The organism is Bradyrhizobium sp. 195 (assembly GCF_023101665.1).
Taxonomy (GTDB): Bacteria; Pseudomonadota; Alphaproteobacteria; order Rhizobiales; family Xanthobacteraceae; genus Bradyrhizobium.
The window spans coordinates 2,309,892-2,334,331 of record NZ_CP082161.1; the positions used below are offsets into that span (position 1 = coordinate 2,309,892).

The 24,440-nt window shown below is 65.4% G+C and carries 24 protein-coding genes; 13 read left to right on the top strand and 11 right to left on the bottom strand.

Translation table 11 applies throughout. The annotated features are described in order from the left end of the window. Window positions 1-43 precede the first annotated feature (43 nt). The 4 genes from IVB26_RS10710 to IVB26_RS10725 all read right to left on the bottom strand — a co-directional run bounded on the left by IVB26_RS10710 (window position 44) and on the right by IVB26_RS10725 (window position 4,865). On the bottom strand, window positions 44-1,153 hold the full coding sequence (locus IVB26_RS10710) for an ABC transporter ATP-binding protein (RefSeq protein WP_247971622.1): 1,110 nt from the start codon (window positions 1,151-1,153) through the stop codon (window positions 44-46). Window positions 1,154-1,278: 125 nt separating this feature from the next. Beyond that, window positions 1,279-2,841, bottom strand: coding sequence for a DUF4403 family protein (locus IVB26_RS10715; RefSeq protein ID WP_247971623.1), 1,563 nt, complete (start codon window positions 2,839-2,841; stop codon window positions 1,279-1,281). Window positions 2,842-2,962: 121 nt separating this feature from the next. Beyond that, a complete protein-coding gene (locus tag IVB26_RS10720) occupies window positions 2,963-3,616 on the bottom strand; it encodes a Vgb family protein (protein ID WP_247971624.1) in 654 nt (217 codons plus the stop codon). Window positions 3,617-3,644: 28 nt separating this feature from the next. After that, on the bottom strand, window positions 3,645-4,865 hold the full coding sequence (locus tag IVB26_RS10725) for a helix-turn-helix domain-containing protein (RefSeq protein ID WP_247971625.1): 1,221 nt from the start codon (window positions 4,863-4,865) through the stop codon (window positions 3,645-3,647). A gap of 144 nt (window positions 4,866-5,009) precedes the next feature. Here IVB26_RS10725 and IVB26_RS10730 point away from each other — a divergent pair, with 144 nt between their 5' ends. Then, complete coding sequence (locus IVB26_RS10730) at window positions 5,010-5,804, top strand: DUF899 domain-containing protein (protein WP_247971626.1); 795 nt, start codon at window positions 5,010-5,012, stop codon at window positions 5,802-5,804. After that, window positions 5,801-6,064 carry a hypothetical protein gene (locus tag IVB26_RS10735; RefSeq protein WP_247971627.1) on the top strand — a complete coding sequence of 88 codons (264 nt, stop codon included), beginning with the start codon at window positions 5,801-5,803 and terminating at the stop codon, window positions 6,062-6,064. The genes IVB26_RS10730 and IVB26_RS10735 overlap by 4 nt, the downstream gene beginning before the upstream one ends. 38 nt (window positions 6,065-6,102) lie before the next feature. Here the strand turns inward: IVB26_RS10735 and IVB26_RS10740 are convergent, their stop codons facing one another. Both IVB26_RS10740 and IVB26_RS10745 read right to left on the bottom strand, forming a co-directional pair. After that, window positions 6,103-6,525, bottom strand: a complete 423-nt coding sequence (locus IVB26_RS10740; protein ID WP_458309345.1) for a c-type cytochrome — start codon at window positions 6,523-6,525, stop codon at window positions 6,103-6,105. A gap of 113 nt (window positions 6,526-6,638) precedes the next feature. After that, window positions 6,639-7,355: a L,D-transpeptidase gene (locus IVB26_RS10745; RefSeq protein ID WP_247971629.1), complete on the bottom strand. Its 717-nt coding sequence runs from the start codon at window positions 7,353-7,355 to the stop codon at window positions 6,639-6,641. A gap of 274 nt (window positions 7,356-7,629) precedes the next feature. Between IVB26_RS10745 and IVB26_RS10750 the strand changes: the two genes are divergently transcribed. The 3 genes from IVB26_RS10750 to IVB26_RS10760 all read left to right on the top strand — a co-directional run bounded on the left by IVB26_RS10750 (window position 7,630) and on the right by IVB26_RS10760 (window position 10,193). After that, window positions 7,630-8,682 carry a glycosyltransferase family 4 protein gene (locus tag IVB26_RS10750; RefSeq protein WP_247971630.1) on the top strand — a complete coding sequence of 351 codons (1,053 nt, stop codon included), beginning with the start codon at window positions 7,630-7,632 and terminating at the stop codon, window positions 8,680-8,682. Between the two features lie 35 nt (window positions 8,683-8,717). After that, a complete protein-coding gene (locus tag IVB26_RS10755) occupies window positions 8,718-9,407 on the top strand; it encodes a class I SAM-dependent methyltransferase (RefSeq protein WP_247971631.1) in 690 nt (229 codons plus the stop codon). Window positions 9,408-9,533: 126 nt separating this feature from the next. Next, window positions 9,534-10,193 (top strand): hypothetical protein, encoded by a 660-nt coding sequence (locus tag IVB26_RS10760; RefSeq protein WP_247971632.1) that lies wholly within the window; start codon window positions 9,534-9,536, stop codon window positions 10,191-10,193. Between the two features lie 242 nt (window positions 10,194-10,435). On the opposite strand, the gene IVB26_RS10765 is transcribed toward IVB26_RS10760, so the two are convergent. After that, entirely contained in the window at window positions 10,436-12,100 is a 1,665-nt protein-coding gene (locus IVB26_RS10765) for an aminotransferase class III-fold pyridoxal phosphate-dependent enzyme (RefSeq protein WP_247971633.1), read from the bottom strand. A 35-nt stretch (window positions 12,101-12,135) separates the two neighbouring features. Here IVB26_RS10765 and asd point away from each other — a divergent pair, with 35 nt between their 5' ends. Next, entirely contained in the window at window positions 12,136-12,999 is an 864-nt protein-coding gene (asd, locus tag IVB26_RS10770; RefSeq protein ID WP_247971634.1) for an archaetidylserine decarboxylase, read from the top strand. A 66-nt stretch (window positions 13,000-13,065) separates the two neighbouring features. Then, entirely contained in the window at window positions 13,066-13,632 is a 567-nt protein-coding gene (locus IVB26_RS10775) for an NUDIX hydrolase (protein WP_247971635.1), read from the top strand. A gap of 310 nt (window positions 13,633-13,942) precedes the next feature. Here IVB26_RS10775 and IVB26_RS10780 read toward each other — a convergent pair whose 3' ends face one another. Together IVB26_RS10780 and IVB26_RS10785 are read right to left on the bottom strand one after the other, a co-directional pair. Continuing rightward, window positions 13,943-15,403, bottom strand: a complete 1,461-nt coding sequence (locus IVB26_RS10780) for a FecR domain-containing protein (RefSeq protein ID WP_458309366.1) — start codon at window positions 15,401-15,403, stop codon at window positions 13,943-13,945. 298 nt (window positions 15,404-15,701) lie between these two features. Beyond that, window positions 15,702-16,484, bottom strand: a complete 783-nt coding sequence (locus IVB26_RS10785; RefSeq protein WP_247971637.1) for a DUF2147 domain-containing protein — start codon at window positions 16,482-16,484, stop codon at window positions 15,702-15,704. 195 nt (window positions 16,485-16,679) lie between these two features. Here IVB26_RS10785 and IVB26_RS10790 point away from each other — a divergent pair, with 195 nt between their 5' ends. From IVB26_RS10790 to IVB26_RS10805, 4 genes are all read left to right on the top strand, one after another. After that, a complete protein-coding gene (locus tag IVB26_RS10790; protein WP_247971638.1) occupies window positions 16,680-17,534 on the top strand; it encodes a DUF2147 domain-containing protein in 855 nt (284 codons plus the stop codon). Window positions 17,535-17,604: 70 nt separating this feature from the next. Then, window positions 17,605-17,862, top strand: a complete 258-nt coding sequence (locus tag IVB26_RS10795) for a hypothetical protein (protein WP_247971639.1) — start codon at window positions 17,605-17,607, stop codon at window positions 17,860-17,862. Between the two features lie 23 nt (window positions 17,863-17,885). Further along, window positions 17,886-19,100, top strand: coding sequence for an extensin family protein (locus IVB26_RS10800; RefSeq protein ID WP_247971640.1), 1,215 nt, complete (start codon window positions 17,886-17,888; stop codon window positions 19,098-19,100). Between the two features lie 102 nt (window positions 19,101-19,202). Further along, window positions 19,203-19,784, top strand: coding sequence for a histidine phosphatase family protein (locus IVB26_RS10805; protein ID WP_247971641.1), 582 nt, complete (start codon window positions 19,203-19,205; stop codon window positions 19,782-19,784). Window positions 19,785-19,803: 19 nt separating this feature from the next. Here IVB26_RS10805 and IVB26_RS10810 read toward each other — a convergent pair whose 3' ends face one another. Together IVB26_RS10810 and IVB26_RS10815 are read right to left on the bottom strand one after the other, a co-directional pair. Beyond that, on the bottom strand, window positions 19,804-20,139 hold the full coding sequence (locus IVB26_RS10810) for a DUF6665 family protein (protein ID WP_247971642.1): 336 nt from the start codon (window positions 20,137-20,139) through the stop codon (window positions 19,804-19,806). A 55-nt stretch (window positions 20,140-20,194) separates the two neighbouring features. Continuing rightward, window positions 20,195-20,830, bottom strand: coding sequence for a TetR/AcrR family transcriptional regulator (locus IVB26_RS10815; protein WP_247971643.1), 636 nt, complete (start codon window positions 20,828-20,830; stop codon window positions 20,195-20,197). A gap of 197 nt (window positions 20,831-21,027) precedes the next feature. Here IVB26_RS10815 and IVB26_RS10820 point away from each other — a divergent pair, with 197 nt between their 5' ends. Beyond that, window positions 21,028-22,329: an HlyD family secretion protein gene (locus IVB26_RS10820; RefSeq protein ID WP_247971644.1), complete on the top strand. Its 1,302-nt coding sequence runs from the start codon at window positions 21,028-21,030 to the stop codon at window positions 22,327-22,329. Window positions 22,330-22,359: 30 nt separating this feature from the next. Beyond that, window positions 22,360-23,943, top strand: a complete 1,584-nt coding sequence (locus IVB26_RS10825; protein ID WP_247971645.1) for a DHA2 family efflux MFS transporter permease subunit — start codon at window positions 22,360-22,362, stop codon at window positions 23,941-23,943. The last annotated feature ends 497 nt before the right edge of the window (window positions 23,944-24,440 follow it).

The following is a 24,440-nucleotide window of genomic DNA, read 5'->3' on the forward strand; positions in this document are numbered from 1 at the left end:
AGTTGCGTTGAGGTTGATTGTTCTCAGGTCCGCTTGTGTTGGATCAGACGGGATCGAGGGCCAGGCAGTCTTCTGGACGGAAGCTGACGAAGACGCTTTCACCATGCGTGAGCTCATGATGCGCTCCCGGCTGAAGCTTGACCATGAACTCCCCGTTGCCGGCGACATCGAGCACGGCCAGCGCGTGGTCGCCGAGATAGATCGCGTTCTGCACTTTCGCCGGTAGCCGGTTGGGTCCGTCGCTGGAGCTGCCGTCGGGAAGTAGCGTGACGCGCTCCGGCCGTACCGACAGCGAGGTCGATGCGCCCGCGCCCGCTATGTTGACCGCCCGTGCCGTCACAGTGCCGCCACCAGCCAGCGCGACGCGGCAATAGTCCTTGTCGACCGTCTCGACGGTGCCGCCCAGCACGTTGTTCTCGCCGATGAAGTGAGCGACGAAGCTGTTCACCGGATGCTCGTACAGCGCGTCGGGCCTGTCGATCTGCTGCACGATGCCGTCGTTGAACACGGCGATACGGTCCGACATGGTGAGCGCTTCACTCTGATCGTGGGTGACGTAGACCACGGTGATGCCCATCCGCTCGTGCAGTTGCTTGATCTCCAGCTGCATCTGCTCCCGCAGGCGCTTGTCCAGCGCGCCAAGGGGCTCGTCCATCAGCACCAGCTGCGGATTGAAGACCAGCGCGCGTGCCAGCGCCACGCGCTGCTGCTGGCCGCCGGAGAGTTGTCCGGGTCGCCGGTGCGCCAGGGCTTCCATCTTGATCATGCGCAGCGCCGACTTGACGCGCTCCTGCGCTTCCGCCTTGCTCGTCTTGCGAACGGATAGCGGGAAGGCGATGTTCTCCGCGATCGTCAGGTGCGGAAACAAGGCATAGTTCTGGAATACCATGCCGATGTCGCGCTTGTGCGGCGGCATGTTCTTGATCGGCCGGCCCGCGAGATAGATCTCGCCATGGGTCGGAACTTCGAAGCCGGCCAGCATCATCAACGTGGTCGTCTTGCCCGAGCCCGACGGGCCAAGCAGGGTGATGAACTCGCCCTTCCTGATGTCGAGATCGAGGTTCTTCACCACGAGGTGCTCGCCATCATAGGTCTTCTGAATGCCGGAAAAGCGCACCAATGCCGGCGCAGGCGTGACCATGCCGGCTTCCATGTTATCCTCGGCTTGCCGCTACGATGCTGTCAGCACCTCGTTCGAGGTTGCGAGGAACAGCTTAGCACCCTCCGATCAGAATGCCAGCGGTGCAAGCGATGAAGACGCGCGCGCCCGCGCTACATCTACGGCAGCTTCGTCACCGACACATTCACCGTGCCGCCGGCTTCCGCGACCACGCGCAGCGTCTTGGAATCGAAGGCGATGTCGGCGAGGGTCAGGCTGTCGATCTTGGCGTCGACCTTGAGGCCGTCCTCGCTCTTCTGGTAATCGGCGATTGCGGCGGCGATCTTCTCGCGGGCGTTGGCGGCGATCGGCTTCAAATCGAGCGTGGCCTTCTGAAGCAGCGCCTGCTGCATCTGCGGCACGACCGCGCGCGCCGCGGCGCCCAGGAGGCCGAACGCCGCCTCGGATTCCACCGCGAGCTGGATGTCGGTGAGCCGCAGCGTCTGTTGCGCCTGGTCGAGCACCGGCCGGCCCCAGATGTGCACGGTCGCCTCGGCGCCGAGACCGAGCCAGCTCTTCTTTTCCTTGGCGCGCACCAGGAGCGAGATCAGCAGGCGTTCGCCCGACGGGGTCACATTGACGCTCTTGACGGTGACATCGACCGGACCGGAGCCGTCTTCGGGATAGGTGCGACCGACCATCTGTGCCGTGATCAGCTTGTTGATCTCGGTGAAGGGCACGTCGATGGGAACGCCGATATTTACGCCGGTGCCGGTCGGCGGCACGATCGAGATCTTGTCGGGGAACGGACAATCCGGCTTGGTCGGCGTCGAGGTGACGCGCGTCTCCGCTTCCAGGCCCATCAGCAACGTCACGGCCTGCGCATCGACGCGCGGCTGCGCGGCGATGGCGCGGATCGGCTTCATCTCCAGCCAGAGCGGCGGAAGCCCGGCCGAAGAGCCCGAGCCCTGCAGCGGGATCGAGCGGCACGCCTTGGCCCATTGCAGCTTCGCGTTCTCGCGCAGGCTCGGATCGTTGCGGATGCGTTCTGAGACTGCATTGATCTGCTCGCCGACATTCTTGTCGATCAGCGGCTTCACTTGCGCCGGTACGTTGACCTTGGCGCCGGCGACGTTGAGGTTGGTATCGCCGAGATTGACCTGCGCGCCGAGATTGGGCTCGAGATGCCAGTTGGCCGCGAGCTTCGGGCGCGAGGTGACGACCACGTTGCCCTTGATCTCCGCGCTGGCGTTCAAATTCTTGATGTTGACGGCGCCGATCCGTTTTGCGGCGTCACCGCCGAGCACGCTGCCGAGCGCGTCGCCGAGCGCACCTGTGGCTTTGGAGGACAGCGAACCTGTCACGTTCAGCTTGCCGCTGAGCGGCGTCGAGATCGTCAGCACGTCCTTGTCGCCGCTGGCTGCCATCGGCCCGCGCACGGCGGTCCAGCCGATGTCTGCATTCTCCAGGATCTGCGAGATCGGGTTGTCGGCCTTGCCCGCGAAGTTACGCGGCGCGGCCTTTTCGGCCTGCTCGCGGATCGCCGATATCGCGATCGCGACCGGGGCGATCACGATCGAGCTCTTCGCGACCGGCGGCAGCGGCGGCAGTTGCGCAACCGGCGGCGCCGTTGTCGTTGCGCGCGGCGACAGCCAGTCCATCGCCTTCAAGCTGACGAAGAACGACGCTGCGAGCACCGCGACGCCGATCAGGATGGTCTTCAAGTTCCACGTTAGTCGCATCAGTCCCCCAAGCCGCCCGGCAGGGATTTTACAGGGCGGACGAGGAGGGCGCTAGAGCGCACCGATGGGGTGGAATTGGGGCGAATGGGTTAACGGCAGCGACCGCATCGCTGCCGTGCATTCAGACCATCGGCGGCCAGCCGCGCGGGGGACGGCGGACCGCTCTCACATTGCCGTTGGCACCGCCACCGCAGAAGAAGCGGTCGCCACCATCGGACTCCAGCCCGGACACGCCCGTCCCCGCGGGCAGGTCGAGCTGCTCGATCACCTTGCCCGTTTCAGGGTCGATCCGCCTGATGTCGCTCTCTTCGTTCTCCCAGGTGCCATGCCAGAGCTCGCCGTCGACCCAGGTCACTCCGGTCACGAAGCGCTTGCTCTCGATGGTGCGGAGAACCTTGCCGGTTTCCGGATCGACCTGGTGGATCTTGCGCTCGCGATATTGCCCGACCCACAGCGAGCCCTCGGCCCAGGCCAAGCCGGAATCGCCACCGCCGCCCGGCGCCGGAATGGTGGTGAGCACCTTGCCCGTGGCCGCATCGATTTTCTGGATGCGATCCTCGGCGATCTGGAACAGGTGCCGGCCATCGAACGCCGTGCCCGCATGCGCAGCGACATCGATCGAGCGCGCGACCTTGCCGCTATCAGGATCGACCGCATTGAGCTTGTCGCCGGAGGCGAACCAGACATGGCTGCCGTCATAGGTGACGCCATGCACGGCCTCGACGCCTGCAAAAGGCCCATACTCCCTGACGATCTCGGCGGCTGAACGTTTCATGTGCTCGATCCCTGTGATGTCACCCATCCTACGTCTTCAGCAGCGGCGAGGGGAGTAACAAGGCTGTCGGGAAACCGGGGATCGGCGGTCTCATCCAGCGCCGCGCACGCCCATGTCCGAAGGACTGCACCTTGTTCGATCGCGTCAGCTCGTCGAGGGCTCGCTGCACCGTGCGTGCACTCGTTCCCAGCGCCAGCGCGAGCGCCGAGCTCGACCAGGGCTCGCCATCGGAGAGCAGGGCGAGGATCGTGGCGTGCTTTTCCTCGACGGGCCGTGCCAGCACGAGAACCTGCCGCGTCTTGCGCGGTGTCAGCGCAAAACCCTGCTTCGTCGCGATCACATCGGCGAGTGGCCTGAGCTTCGCGCGGAGCCGCCCGATCTCGACCCGCAACCGCGCGCGATGCGATTCATCCAGATGTCTCGCCTGAAACGCTGCTGTGATCAGCGCCTCGCGCGAGACATCCGCAGGCCATGCTTGCGCCAGGATGCGCGCGAGTGCGAACAGCACCGGCCGCGTGCCGAGCGGCACGATGGTCTCTTTCCTGCGAACCGAATGATGGAACGTGTCCACGACAAGCGCCGCTGACGTGGCGAGATCTTCGACCTGTTCGAGCAGCAGCGGCCGCTCCTCGCCGCGCGTGATCAGCCGCGCCGCCGGCGTATCGAGCACAAGGCTCGTGCTTTCGACCTCGGCCGTGAGCGCAGGGATGCCGGCCAGTCGGGCTGCGCGAGCCGCGCGGCCGATTGCCGCGCGCGCGTCTTTGGTCCTGAGCTGCCTGATGGCGATGCCGGCGACGACGAGCTCGCGGGCGACTTGCGATGCGGGCGGGAGGGGGAAGGGGCCGAGATCGGCCAGCGTACGCCCGGCCTCGTCCGCGCACCCGAGGAGAAGAAGACGACGGGCCTCGATGTGGCGCGCATGCGTTGCATTGGCGAGATCGCCGTGCCTTTCGAGGGTCGCACGCGCCGCGGCGAGCGTTTTTTCCGGCCAGTTCAGGTCGCGCGAGACCAGCGCGATCTCGGCTTCGGCGACCACGCATCTGGCGCGCGCCACCGCCTCGCGCGGACCGAACGCGCGCGCGGCGCTGCGCAGCAGCGACTTGGCCTTGGCGAGATCGCCGAGCTGCGCCATCGCGATGCCGCGCAGCGCCAGCGACGGCGCATCGTTGCGCAGCGCAACACGGTTCAGCGCGCCGAGCGGATCGCCCGCCTCCAACGCCCGCGCTGCGGCCGTGATCAGCGACTCCATGTCAATCCCGCCACACTTGTTACTCCCACCGCGCAACCGCTTGGTGCCAGAAATCGTTGACGGCCGACACCATGCGGCGAGGGGCGAACGGTTCCGCGTCTGCGAGACGCGGAATGGCCGCCCGGACAGGAAGTTTGGAGAACCATGATGACGTCAGCAGACAAAGCAGGGACCAACGGACAGACCGCCATGCAGACACCGCCATTGGTGTCGTCGCAGGATTGGGAGGCCGCCCGTCAGCAACTGCTCGTGAAGGAAAAGGCGCATACCCGTGCCCGCGACTCCCTGGCGGCCGAGCGCCGGCGCATGCCGTGGATGGAAGTGACCAAAACCTATGCGTTCGAGGGGCCCGGCGGCAAGCTCAGTCTGGCTGACCTGTTCCAGGGCCGGCGGCAGCTGATCGTCTACCGCGCCTTCTTCGAGCCCGGCGTGTTCGGCTGGCCCGATCACGCCTGCCGGGGCTGCTCCATGGTGGCCGACCAGGTCGCCCATGTCGCGCATTTGAACGCGCGCGACACCACGCTAGTGTTCGCATCGCGCGCGCCGCAGGCCGACATTGCGCGGCTGAAGCAGCGGATGGGCTGGACCATGCCGTGGGTCACCGTCACCGACAGTTTCGACGCCGATTTCGGCGTCGACGAATGGCACGGCACCAACGTGTTCTACCGCGACGGGACGCGCATCTTCCGCACCTATTTCGTCAAGAGCCGGGGCGACGAGCAGATGGGCGGCACCTGGAACTACCTCGACATCACGCCGCTCGGCCGTCAGGAGGTCTGGGAGGATTCGCCGAAAGGCTATCCGCAGACGCCGACCTACAAATGGTGGAACTGGCACGATTGCTACACGGAAGGCGCCGCGCCCGACAAGAAATGGGTCGAGATCTCCGACGCCGGCGAGAAGGCGTTCCGCGAGGAGGCCGCGGGAGAACGGAAATGACCTCTCCCGTCAGCGCGGCTTCTGACGCAAGCGGCGATGGCGTCTTAGCCGCGCGCCGCCTCGCCGGATGGCTCAGCCTGGCCGCCACGCCGACCTTCGCGATCATGGCCGTGCTAACGGCCATGATCGGCGGCGGCCCGGCGGACATGCTGTGCGCCGCAGGGCACGGCTCCGTGCTCGGCGGGATGGTGCCGATGTATCTGCTGATGAGCGCGTTTCATTCGGCGGCATGGCTGCGGCTGATTGCGGAACGACGGTGAGATGGCCGGCGACCTCGACACCGCTTTTTCGCGGGCCGTTACTGCTGCCCACCCGCCGCCTTCAGATAAGCCATCACCTTGCCTGCTTCCTCCGCCGAGACGCCGCCGTATGGCTGCATCTTGTTGCCGGACACGACTTCGTCGGGCTTGACCATGAAGCGGGTGAGCTTGTCCTGGTCCCAGACGAAGCCGGCGTCTTTCATCGACGAGGAGTAGTTGTAGTTCGGCAGCGAGCCGGCCTTGCGTCCGACGATCTTGTTGAGGTTGGGACCGAGGCGATTGTCGCCTTCCTTCACGGAATGGCAGGTGCGGCAGGAATTGTTGAAGGCCTGATGGCCTTGGTCGTCACCGGCGGGTTGCTGTGCGAGCGAGGAAGGCGCGGACAGGAGCAGCGTCAGTGCTCCGGCGCCGGCGACCGCGTGCAGCCACTGATATGGCGAGGGTTGCAGGCGTGGTTGCATTTGCGCCTCCATTAGAGAACCGCGCCGCAGCAAGCGCGCCTCGACATGTCGAGGGCAAACGAATACGGCCCCGGTGGGTTCCGGGGCCGTTTGCGTCAGAATGTCCTGTCGCGTTAGCGCGTGGCAGATCCGAGCTCCGCACGGCGCTCCGTCATCGGCAGCACGATCACCTTGGTGCCGACGTTGACGCGGGAATAGAGGTCGGACACGTCGTCATTGGTCAGGCGGATGCAGCCGGAGGACACGCGCTTGCCGATGGTGTCGGGCGCATTGGTGCCGTGGATGCGGTAGATGGTGCCGCCGAGATACATGGCGCGGGCACCGAGCGGATTGCCGGGGCCGCCGGCCATGTGGCGCGGCAGATAGGGCTGGCGGGCGATCATCTCCGGCGGAGGAGTCCAGGCCGGCCACTCGGCCTTCCGGGTCACGGACTGGACGCCGGACCAGGTGAAGCCGTCGCGGCCGACGCCGATGCCGTAGCGCAGCGCCTGGCCATTGCCGAGCACGTAATAGAGGTAGGTGTTGGGCGTATCGATGATGATGGTGCCCGGCGCCTCGCGCGTCGCGTAGGCGACGGTCTGGCGGCGGAAGCGCGCCGGCGTCTCGACCGCGTCCTGATCGTCGGACGGTTCGGTCTGATAGGTCGGCGCCTGGTAGGGCTGATAGGGCTGGAACGGCTGCGGCGCGGCGAGCGGCGGCAGCGGCTGGAAGAAGGGGAAGAGCTGCACGGGCGCGGCCTTCGCCGTTCCTGCGAATGCGATCGCGGAAACCGCGACTGCGCCAAAGGCAACGGCACGCGAAAACGTCTTGAAAGTATCCAGATTGAACATTTGATCGCCCCTGTTTGCTCGGTGTCGTTGACCACCGCGGCACCGTTTCGGTGCTCCGTTGCGTCAATCACTAACGGGGAAACGTTTCGGGACATTTGCGCGGAAAACCGAAAACGGTTTCATGGCGGCAAGGATTGTTTCATGACAGTTTCGTGGCCGTGCCGGCCCGTTAACGAACAAAACGGCCCGCCGACACTTCTATGACGTCACACGCCTGAAATATCCTTCGTTGATGGTCGATGCCTGAGAATCATCAAACTCTCGGGATTTTCCCATGCGGGTATTAATCGCGACTGACGCCTGGCATCCGCAGGTCAACGGTGTGGTGCGGACGCTGACCTCGCTGGCGAATGCGGCCAAGGCCCTCGATGTCGAAATCGACTTTCTGACGCCGGACGGCTTTCCGTCCTGGCCGCTGCCGACCTATCCGGGCCTGCGCTTCGCGCTGCCGAACAGCAAAGAGATCGCGCGCCGGATCGAGAAGGCCGCGCCCGAAGCCCTGCATATCGCAACCGAAGGGCCGATCGGCTGGGCCGCACGCGCATATTGCCGGCGCAACCGGCTTGCCTTCACCACCTCCTACACCACGCGCTTTCCGGAATATGTTTCGGTGCGGACCGGCATCCCCGCCGCTGTCGGCTATGCCGTGTTGCGCCACTTCCACGATGCCGCCGCGATGACCATGGTGGCGACGCCCTCGCTGCGGCAGGAGCTGTCTGAGCGCGGCTTCAAGCGGCTGGGCTTCTGGACCCGCGGCGTCAATACCGAGCTGTTCCACCCAGATGCTCCGGCCGGGCTCGATCTGCCGGGTCCGATCTTCATGACCATGGGCCGCGTGGCGGTGGAGAAGAATCTCGAAGCATTCCTCTCGCTCGACCTGCCCGGCACCAAGGTCGTCGTCGGCGACGGCCCGCAGAAGGCCGCACTCGAACGGAAATATCCCGACGTGGTCTTCCTCGGCGAGAAAACGGGCGCGGACCTCACCGCGCATCTCGCCGCGGCCGATGTGTTCGTGTTTCCGAGCCTCACCGATACGTTCGGCGTGGTGCAGCTCGAGGCGCTCGCCTGCGGCACGCCTGTTGCGGCGTTTCCGGTCACGGGTCCGAAGGACGTCATCGCCGATTATCCGATCGGCGCGATCGACCACGATTTGCGCGCCGCGTGCCTGCGCGCACTCACCATGTCGCGCGAGACCTGCCGCAACTTCGCGCTGGAGCGCTCCTGGGAGAACAGCGCGCGCCAGTTCGTCGGCAATCTCACCTCACTTCAGCCCAGCCGTGCCTTGCGCGCCTCGCCTCGGATGGCGCGGCGGCCGGTGCGCGGTTGACCTCACCGTTTTGAACCACAGCGAGAACCTCACCGATGGCTAAGATCATGAACCTTGACGGCACTCAGCAGCTCGACCTCACCCGTGGCGCGGTCGAGCAGGCCTATGACCGCTGGGCGCCTGTCTACGACCTCGTGTTTGGTGGCGTGTTCGCCAAGGGCAGGCAGGCGGCGATCGCGGCCACCAACAAGATCGGCGGCCGTGTGCTCGAGGTCGGCGTCGGCACCGGCATCTCGCTGCCGCTCTATGCCCCGAACCTCCGTATCTTCGGCACCGACATCTCGGAAGCGATGCTGGACAAGGCGCGCCGGCGCGTTGCCGAAGGCGGGCTGAAGAACGTCGAAGGCCTCGCCGTGATGGACGCCGAGAAGCTCGAATTCTCCGACAATTCCTTCGACGTGGTGATGGCGCAGTATGTCGTCACCGCGGTGCCGAACCCCGAAAAGGCGCTCGACGAATTCGCCCGCGTGCTGCGTCCGGGCGGCGAGCTGATCATCCTCACCCGCGTCAGCGCGGATGCCGGCATGCGCCGCTTCATCGAGCAGAAGCTGCAGCCGGTGGTGCGCCCGCTCGGCTTCCGCACCGCCGAGTTCGCCTGGTCGCGTTATGCGAAGTGGCTGGCCGGAGCCCACGGCATCGAGCTCGCCGAGCGCCGTTTGATTCCGCCGCTCGGTCATTTCTCGCTGGTGCGCTTCCGCAAGGTCGACATCGCCAAGGCGGCGTGACCTGAAGCTCACGCGTCGCGTGCGTCATCGCGCCGCTGCACATCGTCACATGACAAAATGATGATGTCACACGGCCTACATCGAATCCCTTTAAATCCCGTACCCGAAAGCATTTTGGGGAAGAGCATGATCAAGAATTATCTCGAGCAGCTGCGCATCCAGCGCTGGGACGACCATCGCTACTATCACCACAGCCGCATCAATCAGAGCCTGCACTTCGTCAGCGCGCTGAGCTTTCTCTTCGCCTATGTCTGGCTGTTCATCGATCCCGTGGTCTCCGCGCTGGTCGGCTGGCTGGTCTCGATGACCTCGCGCCAGGCCGGTCACTTTTTCTTCGAGCCGCATGGCTACGACCACATCAACCAGGCGACGCACGAGCACAAGGAAGAGATCAAGGTCGGCTACAACCTTCAGCGCAAGGTGGTGCTGATGGCGATCTGGGCGTTGTCGCCGCTGGTGCTGTTGGTCGATCCGACGCTGTTCGGCCTGTTCACGCCCTGGGCGAGCGTGACCGACTTCATGCGGCAGGTTGCCAAGATCTGGCTCGTGGTTGGCGGCGGCGGTCTTCTGTTCCGCACCGTGCATCTGTTCTTCATCCGCGACGTCGAGACCGGTCTCGTCTGGATGACCAAGATCCTGACCGATCCGTTCCACGACCTGATGCTCTATCGCAGTGCTCCGCTTGCCCTGATGCGCGGCGAGCTGATGGATCCCGGCCTGCACCTCAATCCCGAGCACACGCTGGGCCTCATCGGCGAGCCCACGCTCGAAGAGCAGCACGCCTGAGCGCGCTGGTCTCACAAGACACTCCGATGTCTGATGGTGACGTCATGCCCGGGCTCGTCCCGGGCATACACGTGTTGGGGGCTCGCTTGAGCGCCGTGGCGCTTGCCGCAAACGCCGTCATTCCGGGGCGGCTCGAAGAGCCGAACCCGGAATCTCGAGATTCTCAGGTGCGCAATTGCGCACCGGAGTTCGATGCTTCGCATCGCCCCGGAATGACGACTGTTGTGTTGGGAAAGGTGGCCTCAGCGCCCGAAGCGCTTGGCCAGCATCTCTTTCAGGATCTGCCGCTTGATATTCTTGTTGGTGAGCACGCCGTCGTGCCACCAGAAGCCATCGGCCTTCATCTTCCCGGCGGCGCGGACGAAGCGTTCGGCGACCTCGGCGAAATCGGCGTCGGTGTAGTTGAGGCTGAAGATCAGCCGGCCGGTGCCGACCCAGCTCAGTGCGAGACCCTCTGCGCGCAGGTAATATTGCAGCATCCAGTTGTAGCGGGACGGAATGGTGTATTTCACCGTCCAGATCGACGAGAAGTTGGCGAACCGCACCGGCAGGTCGGCGTCCGTCATCATCTGGTTGAGCTTTTCGGTGCGGCCATTCCAGGTCTCTTCGAGACCCTCATAGACCGCGCGAAAATTCGGGCTGGCGAGGCGGCTCAAGAACTCGTCCATCGCCGTCATGACGTAGGGGTGCGAGTTGAAGGTGCCGCGGGCGAAGCAGATGTCGGCGGGACGGTCGTCGCGGAAGCGGCGCATCAATTCCTTCTTGCCGCAGACCACGCCGACCGGCAGGCCGCCGGCGAGGCTCTTGCCGTAAGTCACCATGTCGGCCTTGACGCCAAAGTATTCCTGGGCGCCGCCGGCAGCGAGGCGGAAGCCAACGAACACCTCGTCGAAGATCAGCACGATGCCGCGCTCGGTGCAGACCTCGCGCAGCTTCTTCAGCCATTCGGTGTAGGCCGTGCGGTCGAAATTGCCGCCGCGCGAGGAATCGACCAGCGAGGAATCGCCGGGCGCGTTGCCGTTCGGATGCAGGCCCTGGAGCGGGTTGACCAGCACGCAGGCGATGTCCTTGCGCGTACGCAGCACGTGCAGCGTCATCTCCGACATCTCGGAGAGCGTGTAGGTCTCGTGCGCGGCAATAGGGTTGCCGACACCGGGCTGCACGTCGCCCCACCAGCCGTGATAGGCGCCGGCGAAACGAACCAGATGCGTGCGCTTGGTGTGGTAGCGCGCCAGCCGCACCGCCTGCATCACGGCCTCGGTGCCGGACATGTGGAAGGAGACTTCGTCGAGGCCCGAGATCTGGCAGAGCCGCTGCACGTTCTCGAGGATGACGGGATGGTAGGGGCCGAGCACAGGACCCAGCGCATGCGCTCGCTTCTCCGAGCCCTCGATGCATTCCTTGTAGAAGTCATTGCCGAAGATGTTGACGCCGTAGGATCCCGTGAGATCGTACGAGGTGTTGCCGTCGACGTCCGTGACGGTGACGCCGCGCGACGATTCCATGAAGGTCGAAGTGCCCAGGTGCTCGCGCACGAGACGCGAGAACTGGAACGGCACGCGGTAGCTTTCGGTGAAGTGCAGGTCGGAGATCGTCTCTGCCGCTTCCTTCGTCATCGCGCGGCCCTTCGGATAGCGATCGGCGTAGAGAGCTGCAAGGCGGAAGAAGGCGTCCTTGCGCTGCTTCACCACGTTGTCAGGCGCGCCGTCGCAACCGAAATATTGGTCCCCCGTGAACTCGTAGAACGGGAGCAGCTTTGCCACCCGCCGCGACATCTTGGAGTGCCCGGCGAGCGAGCGGTGCTTGGCGCGGGAGAGTTCGATCCGCGCCTTGAGCTTCGGAAGGACGGCGGCAGCGGACGCTGCGGCGGCCACGGACATCGAGAGAATCGGGAGTGTCGTTTCCATGACAACAAGCGCTAATACTGTGAGCTGACAGATTCATGACAGTCAAAGCCCTCATCGCCTCTTTCACCCAGCAGGAAGACCTCAACTTCCTGTTGACCAATCGCATCCCCCGCGCCGCGCTGACCCGCTTCATGGGCTGGTTCTCCAAGATCGAGAATCCGCTTGTGCGAGACTTCTCGATCGCGCTGTGGAAGCTGTTCTCCGACCTCGATTTGTCGGAGGCGCGCAAGACCCACTTCACCAGCCTGCATGACTGTTTCACGCGGGAGCTGAAGCCGGGCCTGCGGCCCTTTGATCCGGACCCTTCCATCGTCGCCAGCCCCTCGGACGGTATCGTCGGTGCCCATGGTCGGATCGCCGACACCGAACTGTTCCAGGTCAAGGGCGCGCCCTATTCCCTGCTCGACCTCGTCGGCGATACCGCGCTGGTGGACCAGCACCGCAACGGCTCCTTCGTCACGCTGCGGCTGACCTCCAGCATGTATCACCGCTTCCATGCGCCCTATGACGCGCATATCGAGCGCGTCACGCTGATCCATGGCGATGTCTGGAACGTCAATCCGATTGCCTTGAAGCGCGTCGAGCGCTTGTTCTGCAAGAACGAGCGTGCCGTGATCCGCACGCATCTGGCGACCGGCGAAGCGGTGACGCTGGTGCCTGTCGCGGCAATCCTGGTCGCGAGCATCCGCCTGCACTTCCTCGATATGGTGCTGAACGCGCAGACGCGCGGCCCGGTCAACTTCCCCTGCGACGTCAGCGTGACCAAGGGCGAGGAGCTTGGCTGGTTCGAGCACGGCTCGACCATCATCATCCTTGCGCCCGGCGATTTCGCCTTCTGCGACGGCATCGCCGAGGGCACGCGCATTCGCGCAGGTCAAGCTCTGTTGACAAGAAAGTAGCCTTCAATCCGCCGCGTCCGCGGCCTATATCGTCCGTGGGGACGATTCTAGACCACGGATTTGGTGATGGCGCGGGCGCCGGTGATGGCGGCGGGTGGTATTGTGCTGCGGCGAGGCGCTGTGCCGCTGATCGCGGTCGTGCGCCAGCGCAAGCGCAACGAATGGGTTCTGCCCAAGGGTAAGCTCGACGACGGTGAGACGCCGAAGGAAGCCGCGCATCGCGAGGTGCTGGAGGAGACCGGCCACGATGTCGCCGTGCATGAATTTCTCGGCACCCTCGTTTACCAGTCTGGCGGGCGCTCGAAGGTCGTGCATTTCTGGCGCATGGAGGCCAATGGCGGTCCCGTCCGCAAGCTGATGAATGACATCAAGGCGGTTGACTGGCTGACGCTGGACGATGCGCTCGCGCGCCTGTCGCGCGAATATGAGCGCGCGTTCCTGACGCAGACCGGCCCGATCGCGCTCGCGGCAGCAGGACTGGCGTCTGCGTCCGCGCCGGAGACGACGCCAGCTGTGCCCGACGACATCGATGCAGCCTTGCGGACGCTGACACCGGCCGAAGCCGCCTCGGTCGACGAGCTGCGGCACGGTCTGTTGCAGAAGGTGAAGGCCTGGCTGCGCGGCGAGGCGTGAGCGCGCCGCGTGCTGGTCAAGGACAGCATCTGCAAGTCAGTGCATTGGCGGTAACGCCACAAGTCGTCATTGCGAGCGCAACGAAGCAACCCAGAATCTTTCCGCGGAGGGACTCTGGATTGCTTCGTTGCGCTCGCACTGACGGAGGACCCAGCGGGGTGAGGCCTATCCCTCCGCGCGTCGAAAACTTGTAGGGTGGGCAAAGGCGCACTCGCGCCGTGCCCACGTCTTCCAACAAGTATCCAAGGCGTGGGCACGCTGCGCTTTGCCCACCCTACTCATCGTGCGGAAGCGACCGCCGCCTCGAGGGTCATCGCCGCTCCTTGTCCTTCGGAGCGGGCGGCGGCTTGCGCGGCGCGGCAGGGCGCTGCGCGGCGGGGAGGCGCTGCTGGAAGCCGCCGGGGCGCTGTAGGCCTGGCTGTTGAGCCGCAGGCGGCTGGCCTGGCTGCATGCCGGTGCGTGGCAGTTGCGGCTGTGGGCCGGGCTGCGGCACCACGCCCGGCTGCGGCGTGACTCCGCCAGGCTGCATTTGCCCGCCGCGTCGCGGCTGGGTTTGCACCGTGCCGTTCGGCAGGGGGCGTTGTCCGGGGCGCGCTGGACGCCCCGCGCCTTGCTGCTGGCCCGGCGGCCTCTCGCCCCGCTCCTGTCGGCCTCGCGGCTGTTGACCCTGACCCGCGCGCGGGTTGCCCGGCTGCACAGTGCCACCTTGTTGTCCTTGCTGGCCCTGCCGCTGCGGTGGCTGAGCGCCTTGCCGGCCCGGCGTGCCAGGCTGCTGCTGACCCGGACGATTGTTCAGGCCGGGCTGGCCGTTCGGCCGCTGCGGTTGCTGTCCCGGTACCGCGTTCGGCCGCAATTGTTGCTGCTGCGGCGGCTGGGCTGGCCGCGGAATGCGGCTGAGCGCGGTCGGATTGGCGCGGCGGAAGTCGCGCTGCTCGGTGACGATCTGGCGGCCCGTGGTTTGCGCCAGATGCACCTGGCCGACGAAGCCGCGGTCGCGCGCGATCTGCTGCGGCGCGATCGTGATCGGTACCGCGGCGAAGCGCATGATTCCGGCAGTGGCTGCGCCAGGCCGGATTGCAAAGCCGCTCGATGCTTGCGTGAGCGCGCCGAGCCGCGTGCCGCTGGTGCGGTCGTCGACGTCGATGTGACCGACGCGGCCGTCGGCGTCGGGATAGAGCTTGATGTTGACGTTGCGCGCGCTGTTCGCTGCCGCGCCTTCAGGCACGTCGATGACGCCGGTGGTGCCGCGGATACCGAGCGTCGCCGTCGGCGTCGTGATCTTCATGTTGCCGGTCTTCGCCACCGCCGCCGCGACGAAGGCGACCGTGCCCTTGCCGACGTCGAAGATCCCGGAGTTCTGCTTGCCGCCATCCTCGTAAACGTAATTGTCGATGGTGATCCTGGCGCTGGCCGACAGATTGAACGTGGTCGCGTCGTTGAAGGTGATGCCGAGCGAGGAGTTCGACGAGGTCTGCACGACGTCGTTGAGATAGATGTCGTCGCGCACGCGCAGCGGATAGGAATTCTTGTCGCGGATCACGGTCGCGATCCCCGTGACCGTCGCGACGTTGCCGATCGGCTCGACGGCCGTGGATTGCGCGTCTGGCGCGGGGGTAGGGGAAGCCGATGGAGTCGGGGAGGGATCCGGTGTCGGCTGCGCTTGTGGCTGCGCCTGCGCAAGCTCGATGGCATCGGATGCGAACGCCACGCTGCTGCCCGCCAGCGGCAAGGCCAGAGCAAACGCGAGGACGAAGCGGCGCCAAGCCACCAATGAAGTCACGAGGATGTCCCGGTGAGAACGCGAGGCGAGATCGGGCGATATCAGCCGGATCAGGCTGAACGGCGGATGAACATGTGTTGCAAGGGAGGGGCGAGTGTTCAAAGGCCAGGCGAGGCTAGCGGTAGGGCTCGAATGTCTCGACGCCGTCATGGCCGGCTTGTCCCGGCCATCCACGCCTTGTTTTGCGGCACCAAGAACGTGGATGCCCGGGACATCTAGCGCCAAGACGCGCTTCTGCCCGGGCATGACGAAGATTTGTGGGTGTGTTGGAGCTGACCCGCTCCGTGCGTCAGCTCACCCGCTTCCAGGTCTGGCCGCCGCAGAACATGCCGCCGAAGGCGCAGCCCTGCACGCGCATCACGTTCGGGCCCTTCATGGCGATCGTGGAGTCGTAATTGCGGCCGGAGTCGGGATCGTGGATGCGGCCGCTCCACTTCGAGCCCTCGGGCTTCATGTTGATCAGGATGCGCTCGTTGCTATTCACGGCATAGCCGCAGAGATTGGCGCCGCACTGTTCGACGCGGACATTGCCCTTGTTCTCTTCGGTCGCCCAGACGCCGATCGGCGAGTTCGGCGCGGCCACCGGCGCAGCGGCCACCGGAGCTGGAGCCGGCGCGGGAGCAACCGCGACCGGCGCGGGTGCAGGAGCAGGAGCCGCAGCGGGCGCGGGCTGCGTCGTGTTGTCGAGGCTGGCGGATGGCGCGGCGGCTGCGGTCGTCACGGGCGCGGCGGGAGCAGCCGGTGCGGTCGCCTGAACCGGCGCCTGCTGCACGGGCTGCTGCTGCACCGGAGCCGGCGCGGGCTGCGCAGTCGTCGCCGGGGCCGGCGTGGTGTCGATGTCATCGTCCTTGGAGCCGCCGAGGCCCTTGAGGTCGATGTTGTTCAGCTTGATTGGCTTGTCCGATAGGCCCGGCGCGACGATGGTCACGCAGTTGAGCGAGGCACAGTTGCGCGGCGTCTCGATGCGGATGTGCTGGCCCTCGATCTGGAACGAGATCGAATTGCCGCCGGCATGTGCGGCGGCGGTCGATGCGAGGAAGAGCGCGGTGGCGGCGATGGTGAGCTTGTTCATGACAACCTCCGAAATTGCGCGGTCCCGGTATGGACCGAAAGTCGCTGGTGGATGAAGCGTGGTTCGACCCTACGCCCAGCTGCTCAGGTGTTCTGTGATGAGCATCACAACGGTTCGCGAGCGCCTGGGTGAGGCAGCGCACATTCAGCCGTGGTCCTTGCGCCTAATCTCATCGCGACACGACAGGAGGCGCCGATGACCCGGCTTGTGACTTCGCTTGGCACATTGATCGCTTTGATGGCGGTCGTGCCCGCGGCCGAAGCCGGTTCCTATTCCTTCTCGATCGGCGGCCACCGCTTCCACGTCGAGGCGCCCAGGCGTTGCCGATCCGCGTCCTGCGTTTCGATTTCCTCCAATCGCAGCCTGCGGCCGACGGAGGATGTCGACACCAGGCCCGTTTCGCCGCCTGCGCCCGCGCCGGTCGGCCAAGTGCCGCAGCCGGTCTATCCAGTTGCTCCCGTCCGGCCGCCACAGGCGACCATTGTCGCGGCACCGCCGGCAGCTCCAGCCCCCGTTCTTGCCGCGACGACGGCGCAGCCGGTTATGCCGCCGCCCGCGTCGCCACGGATTGAGTTGCCGCGCGTCGATCCGCCGAAGACTGTTACGCTCGATCCGCCGCGCATGGAGCCGCCGGTCGTTGCGCCGAGGATCGAGATCAAGCAGGCGGCACCGGTCGCACAGCGCAGCGACGACGCGCCGGCCTATTCGCCGCTCGGCGAATGGGAGAGCCTCGGTGCCAAGGGCACCGTTCGAATCGAACGCTGTGGACCTGCACTGTGCGGTTTCGCGCTCACGGAGGCGTCGAACCGGGGCGAGAGCGTGCTCGTCAACATGAAGCCGAAGACGCACGAGGTCTGGACCGGCAGCATCTACAGTCGTTCCAGCGGCAGTACCTATTACGGAAGGATGACGCTGAAGAGCTCGGGCACGCTTCATGTCGAGGCGTGCGCGATCGGCCGCTTCTGGTGCTCGAGCAATGACTGGATTCGGGTGGAGGAGCCGCGCGAGAAACTGATCACGGCATCGCCGCAGTGGGGCGCACGGTCGTAGCGCGTCGATGGCGCAATGTTTTTCCCGCTCCTGCAAGAGGAGAAGGGAAGAGAGGTCTTCGAGGCGCTTGATGAGCCTAGATCATGCCGAGCACGATGGCGCCGACGAAGGCCATGGCGAGGTACGCGGTGACAACGCTCAGTCTCCCGGCGAACGTCATGAGGTCCCTCCCTCAATGCGCACTGCTTACGCGCGCGACCTTATGGTTAACAGAAAGTGTCTTTCCGAAAAAGTCAGCCTTGCTGTCGCTCAGGCCGGCCGAGGTTTCGGCGCGCGCCGGCCGGCATGGTTAAAGAATCATGAAATCAACGTGTTGAAGAGTCTTTAAGTAAATTCACCGAACGTGCGTTCATGACGCGCGGAGTTCGTTTGTATCTCGTCGGCTCCATCGTCCTTGTTTCGCTAGCGGGTTGCGGACGCGGCTTCTTCCAGGCCGAACGCGAACCGTGGCGGGCCGAGGCGGAAGCCGCTTGCCTGAAATCGGGCGCGGTGAAGGAGGGACCGGATCTCGTCCGGATCGACCCCATTTCCGGCCCCGGTCAGTGCGGCGCCGAATTCCCACTCAAGGTCGCCGCCATCGGCGAAGCTTCCGGCACTTACGGTTTTGCCGACGAGCAACCGCGCCCGCCCGGCAGCATCGGCAACCAGCCGCGCTGGCCGGTGACGCAACCGCGCTCGAACTATCCGCAGAGCCAGAATAATCCGTCATCCTCTTACCCGTCGCGCTCGAACTATCCCGAAAGCGCGGTGCGTCAGCCGTCCGGCTACGGCACCTCGTCCGGGCCGATGTCGCTGAACGCGCCCGGCGTCGCGCCGGAGGAAGACGAGATTGATCTGCCGCCCGAGGGCACCGATGCTGCGGGGGCCTCCCGCTACATGAATGCGCCGAGCTATCCCGCACGGCCGGCAAATCCGGCGCCCTACTCGCAGGCACCCGCACAACAACCCCTGCCGCGTCTTGGCCCGGCGCAGGGCAATCCCGTCACCGCGGTCGGTCCCGTTGCGATCAAGCCGACGGCGACGCTGGCCTGTCCGATCGTGTCCGAGCTCGACCGCTGGCTCGCCGACACCGTGCAGCCCTCGGCCATGCGCTGGTTCGGCGTCCGCGTCGCCGAGATCAAGCAGATCTCCGCTTATTCCTGCCGCGGCATGAACGGTAACTCGCGCGCCCACATCTCCGAGCACGCCTTCGGCAATGCGCTCGACATCTCGGCCTTCGTGCTTGCCGATGGCCGCCGCGTCACCGTGAAGGACGGCTGGCGCGGCATGCCGGAAGAGCAGGGATTCCTGCGCGACGTGCAGGCGGGTGCCTGTGCGCATTTCACCACGGTGCTCGCGCCGGGTTCCAACGTCTATCACTACGATCACATCCACGTCGATCTGATGCGCCGCGCCAGCCGCCGCCTGATCTGCCAGCCGGCCGCCGTCTCCGGCGACGAGGTTGCCGGACGCGCGCAGTCGCGCAGTCCCTATGCCAATGCGCGCGATCCGTCAGTGACCGGCTCGCTCGGTGCGCGCAGGAGCACGATGCGCAAGCACGAGGAAGACGAGTACGCCGACGATTAGGTGGAACGAGCTTTTCTTGTAGCCCGGATGAGCGCAGCGATATCCGGGACAGTCTTTCCGCATATCGCTGCGCTCATGCAGGCTACGATCGCGTCAACCGGAATGTCCATCGTCCGCTATCTCACCCACCCGCAGGTGCAAATCGATCCCGATGTGCCGGTGCCGCAATGGGACCTGACCCCGGTCGGCCGCGCACGCACCGAAATGGCGGCGCAGGCGAACTGGCTCGCGCACACCACGCAGATAGTCTCCAGCGGCGAACGCAAGGCGATCGAGACCGCCGAGATCATTGCCGCGCGTCTCGGACTGGTGATCGAGGTCCGCGAGGCCATGCATGAGAACGACCGCTCGGCGACGGGCTTTCTGAAGCCAACCGAGTTCGAAGCTGTCGCCGATCGGTTCTTCGCGGAGCCGCATCTCAGCGTCCGCGGGTGGGAGCGCGCGATCGACGCACAGGCGCGTATCGTGCGCGAGGTCGAGGCGGTGCTGGCGTGCGATCGTCCCGGCGACGTCCTGTTCGTCGGTCACGGCGCGGTCGGCACGCTGCTGTTCTGCCACTATGCCGGCCATCCCATCGAGCGCATCCATGATCAGCCGGCCGGCGGCGGCAATTGCTTCACGTTCGCGCGGGACGGGCGGCGCGTCCTGCACGGGTGGCGCGGGCTGGAAGAGATCGGAACTTAAGCTCAGCGGAGCCGGACGTTCACTTCGCGGCCGGCTTCGCCGGGCCCAGTCCCATGCAGAGCTGCACCTCGCCAGGGACGTTGTAGGTGCGCATGATGTGGCGGCTGTCGCGCAAGCCGGTCGCCTCACGCTGCACCACGAACATCCAGAGTGCCTGGCCGGCTTCCATCACCAGCTTGCGTCTGGCCGGCTGCATCGAGGCGGGCATCTCGGCCTGCGCGTGGGCAGCGTCGAACTCGCGCAAGCGCGCCAGCGCCTGCTCGAGTGTGCGGCCCATCCGTCCAAGCGCCGAGGCTTGTTCCTGGACGATCTCATATTGGAGGATATCGACCGGCGGGCGAAGATCACGAGACATGAGCGCAATATAATGGGGCCGGTCCGGCCTGCGCAACGCGCGGACCGCTCCGCCGTTACTTCGCCTTATACGCCGCCAGGAACATCCGCGCCGCACTGTCGACCACTTCGGTCATGCGCTCTTCCGACGGTGCGGGGGCGGCCTGGAAGACGAAAGGCAGGAACAGTGAAGCCTTGCACAGTTCCATGAACTGCGACGCCGCAAGGTAGCAATCTTCGATCCTGAGATCGCCGCAGGCGACTCGAGTTTTGAGATAGTCGGAGAGGCGGTTGATGCTTTTGTCCAGCACGCGCGCATAATAGCGGCGGCCGACATCGGGCATGCGTTCGGCGATCGCCATCACGGTGCGGATCGCCGATCCGCCGCCGGGCCGGCAGAGCAGGTGGATGTAGGCCCGGCCGAACTCCTTCAGAGTGGCCTCGGCATCGCGCGCGGGATCGAAAGTGAACACGACCTGGCCGTGCTGAAGCGCCTCTTGCTCGAGGATGGCTTCGAACAGCGCGGTCTTGTCGGCGAAGTAGACGTAGAGCGTGCCCTTGGAGACCTGCGCCGCGCGCGCGATCTCGCCCATGCTGGCGCCGTCAAAACCGAGATTCATGAACACCTTGCGGGCCCCGTCGAGAATCTGGCGGCGTTTGGAGCTGTCCTCCTCTTGGATGACGTGCAGATGTTCGCTGGCAGCTACAACCATTGGTTCAGGGTCTCGGTAGGTTTTCGAGTCGAGTCTGCGGCCATGAAACCCGAATAAAGGATTCTCGTCCGTAGGGTCCGGCCGGGACCATTATCTATATTGACCGAACCGTTCGGTCAATGATATTTGGTTCAGCGAGTGGGGAACAGGTCGCATGCCTGCCGTCTCCTTGAGCGCCTTTTTTTGGGGAGGCCATTATGGCCGTATCGAGAGACCAGGCCGCGCGCGTCCTACGCCCTGAAGCGATGGAGGAGCACGCGGGCGGTGATGCTGCGAGCGAGGGCACTGCACCTCTGCGCGCGCCTGCGGCCGATGAAGCCAAACGCCGCACCGGTGAGGCGCCGGAAAAGCCCGTGACCGACAAGACGGCCGCACCTGCGCCCGACGCACCCGCCGCCGGCGCTCCCAAATCCGGCAAGCGCAAGTTCGTTCTGATGGGCGTCGGCCTGGTGCTCGCGCTCGCCGCCGCGAGCTATGCCGGCTATTACACGCTGGTCGGCCGCTTCTACATCTCCACCGATGACGCCTATGTCCGCGCCAACAACACCATGCTGGGCGCGCGCGTTGCGGGCCACATCTCCTCGATCCTCGCCGGCGACAACACGCCGGTGAAAGCCGGCGACATCGTCCTCCGCATCGACGACGGTGATTACAAGATTGCGGTCGATGCCGCCGCGACAAAAATCGCGACCCAGCAGGCCACCATCGATCGCATCGGACGTCAGGTCGCCGCGCTCGACAGCCAGGTCGCGCAGGCCAGAGCGCAGCTCGTCTCGGCCGAAGCGGGCCTCAAGCGGGCCGATCTCGACTATGAGCGCCAGCAGGCGCTGAGCAACAAGGGCTTTGCCTCGCGTGCCACCTTCGAGAGCTCGGAAGCCGGACGCGACCAGGGCGCCGCCGCGGTCAAGGCCGCGCAGGCCGCCTACGACGTTGCCGTCAGCAATGTCGACGTCGCCAAGGCGCAGCAGGCCGAGGCGCAGGCCCAGCTCGCCGAGCTCAAGACCACGCTCGCCAAGGCCGAGCGCGACCTCGCCTTCACCGCGGTGCGTGCGCCGGTTGGCGGCACGTTCTCCAATCGCCTGGTCAACACCGGCGACTTCGTCGCGGTCGGCCAGCGGCTCGGCAACGTCGTGCCGCTCGACGACGTCTATATCGACGCCAACTTCAAGGAAACCCAGCTCAAGCGTATCCGTCCTGGCCAGCCGGTGACGATCAAGGTCGATGCCTACGGCATGCGCAAATTCTCCGGCGTGGTCGACAGCATCGCCGCAGGCGCGGGCTCGGTGTTCACGCTGCTGCCGCCTGACAACGCCACCGGCAACTTCACCAAGATCGTGCAGCGCGTTCCGGTCCGCATCCGCGTGCCGAAGTCGGTGGCGAAGCAGAACCTGCTTCGTGCCGGCATGTCGGTCTATGCGACCGTTGACACCAACAAGGCCGCGGCCGACGCCGACAGCGAGGTCGATCTCGACGATCCCACCGCAATCCACCCGCAGTAAATCGCGACCCTAGCGCTGCGAGGTCGGACCATGGCCAACGCCACCACTGCTTCACCTGCCATGATGGCGGACCCGGCTTCGGAGCGCATCGCGCCGAAGCGGCTGTTCGCGTTCATCATCATGGTGTTCGGGATGTTCATGTCGATCCTGGACATCCAGATCGTCTCGGCGTCCCTCAGCGAAATCCAGGCCGGGCTGTCGGCGAGCTCCAGCGAAGTCGCCTGGGTCCAGACCGCCTATCTGATCGCCGAAGTGATCGCGATCCCGCTGTCGGGGTTCCTGTCGCGCGCCTTCGGCACGCGGCTATTGTTTGCGATCTCGGCGGCGGGCTTCACCGCCTCGAGCCTGCTCTGCGGCTTTGCGACGACCATCGAGGAGATGATCCTCTGGCGCGCGCTGCAAGGTTTTCTCGGCGCCGGGATGATCCCGACGGTGTTCGCCTCGGCCTATACCGTCTTTCCGCGCTCCAAATTCCACATCGTCGGCCCTATCATCGGGCTGGTCGCGACCCTGGCGCCCACGATCGGGCCGACGGTCGGCGGCTACATCACCGATCTGATGTCGTGGAACTGGCTGTTCTTCATCAACGTCGTGCCCGGCATCGGCATCACCATCGGCGTGCTGGCGCTGGTCGATTTCGACGAGCCGCATTTCGAGCTGCTCGACCGCTTCGATTGGTGGGGCCTGCTGTTCATGGCCGGCTTCCTCGGCACACTGGAATATGTGCTGGAAGAAGGTCCGCAGCACGAATGGATGCAGGACACCTCGGTCGCGATCTGCGCCTGGATCTGCGCCATCTCGGCGATCGCCTTCTTCTGGCGCGTGTTCACGGCGGCCGAGCCGATCGTCAATCTGCGCACCTTCTCCAACCGCAATTTCGCTGTCGGCTGCGTGCTGCAATTCTGCATCGGCATCGGCCTCTACGGCCTGACCTACATCTATCCGCGCTATCTCGCCGAGGTGCGCGGCTACAGCGCGCTGATGATCGGCGAGACCATGTTCGTCTCGGGCATCACCATGTTCCTGGTCGCGCCGCTGGTCGGCCGGCTCATGGTGAAGGTCGACATGCGCTACATGATCGCGTTCGGCCTCGTCGTGTTCGCGATCGGCTCCTACCAGATGACCTGGATCACCCGCGACTACGATTTCTACGAACTGCTCGTGCCTCAGATCCTGCGCGGCGTCGGCATGATGTTCGCGATGGTGCCGACCAACAACATCGCGCTCGGCACGCTGGCGCCCGACAGGGTGAAGAACGCCTCGGGCCTGTTCAACCTGATGCGCAACCTCGGCGGCGCGGTCGGCCTCGCCGTCATCAACACCGTGCTCAACGACCGCACTGATCTGCACATCACCCGCCTGCAGGAGCGCGTGACCTGGGGCAACGCGACCGCGACCGAAACCCTGACCACGTTCATGCAGAAATTCCAGGGGCTCGGCGATTCCACGCTGATGGCGATGAAGCAGCTCTCCCAGATCGTGCATCGCCAGGCCGTGGTGATGAGCTTCGGCGATGCCTTCTTCATCCTGACGCTGTTCTATCTCGGCCTCAGCCTGCTGGTGACGCTGCTGAACAAGCCGGCCGCCATGACCGGTGGCGGCGACGCGCATTGATGCTGCGCGAATCCCGCAAGCCACACACTCGGTGTCATCGTCCGGCTTGACCGGACGATCCAGTATTCCAGAGGCCGGTGTTGGAGACCTCGCTCTCGCCACATCCGCCGCGGCGTACTGGATCCCCCGCTTTCGCGGGGATGACGGCGGAGATTGAGGCGGTAGCGGGCGCGACAGCAGCGCCCCCCGCACCAAATTGCAACACTCGTCCGTGATCTCGCACGGGCCCCGTTGCAAGCCGCGAGCGGTACATCTATAAAGCGCACCTCATTCAATCGAACCGGGGAGAGATTTGCATGATTTCGTTGCATTCGCAGATCGCACGTCCGCGCTCGATGATGTTCTGGCTCGGTACCTGCTCGACCTCCTAGAGGTCCTTTCCGCCAGCTTCGATTGGGCACATCGCCCCGATCGCTCCGCTTCCAAGTCAAAATCAGTCTCAAGTGACGCCGTCTCGGCCCTCGCGGCCGCCCTGCGTCCATCGATGGAGCCGGCCC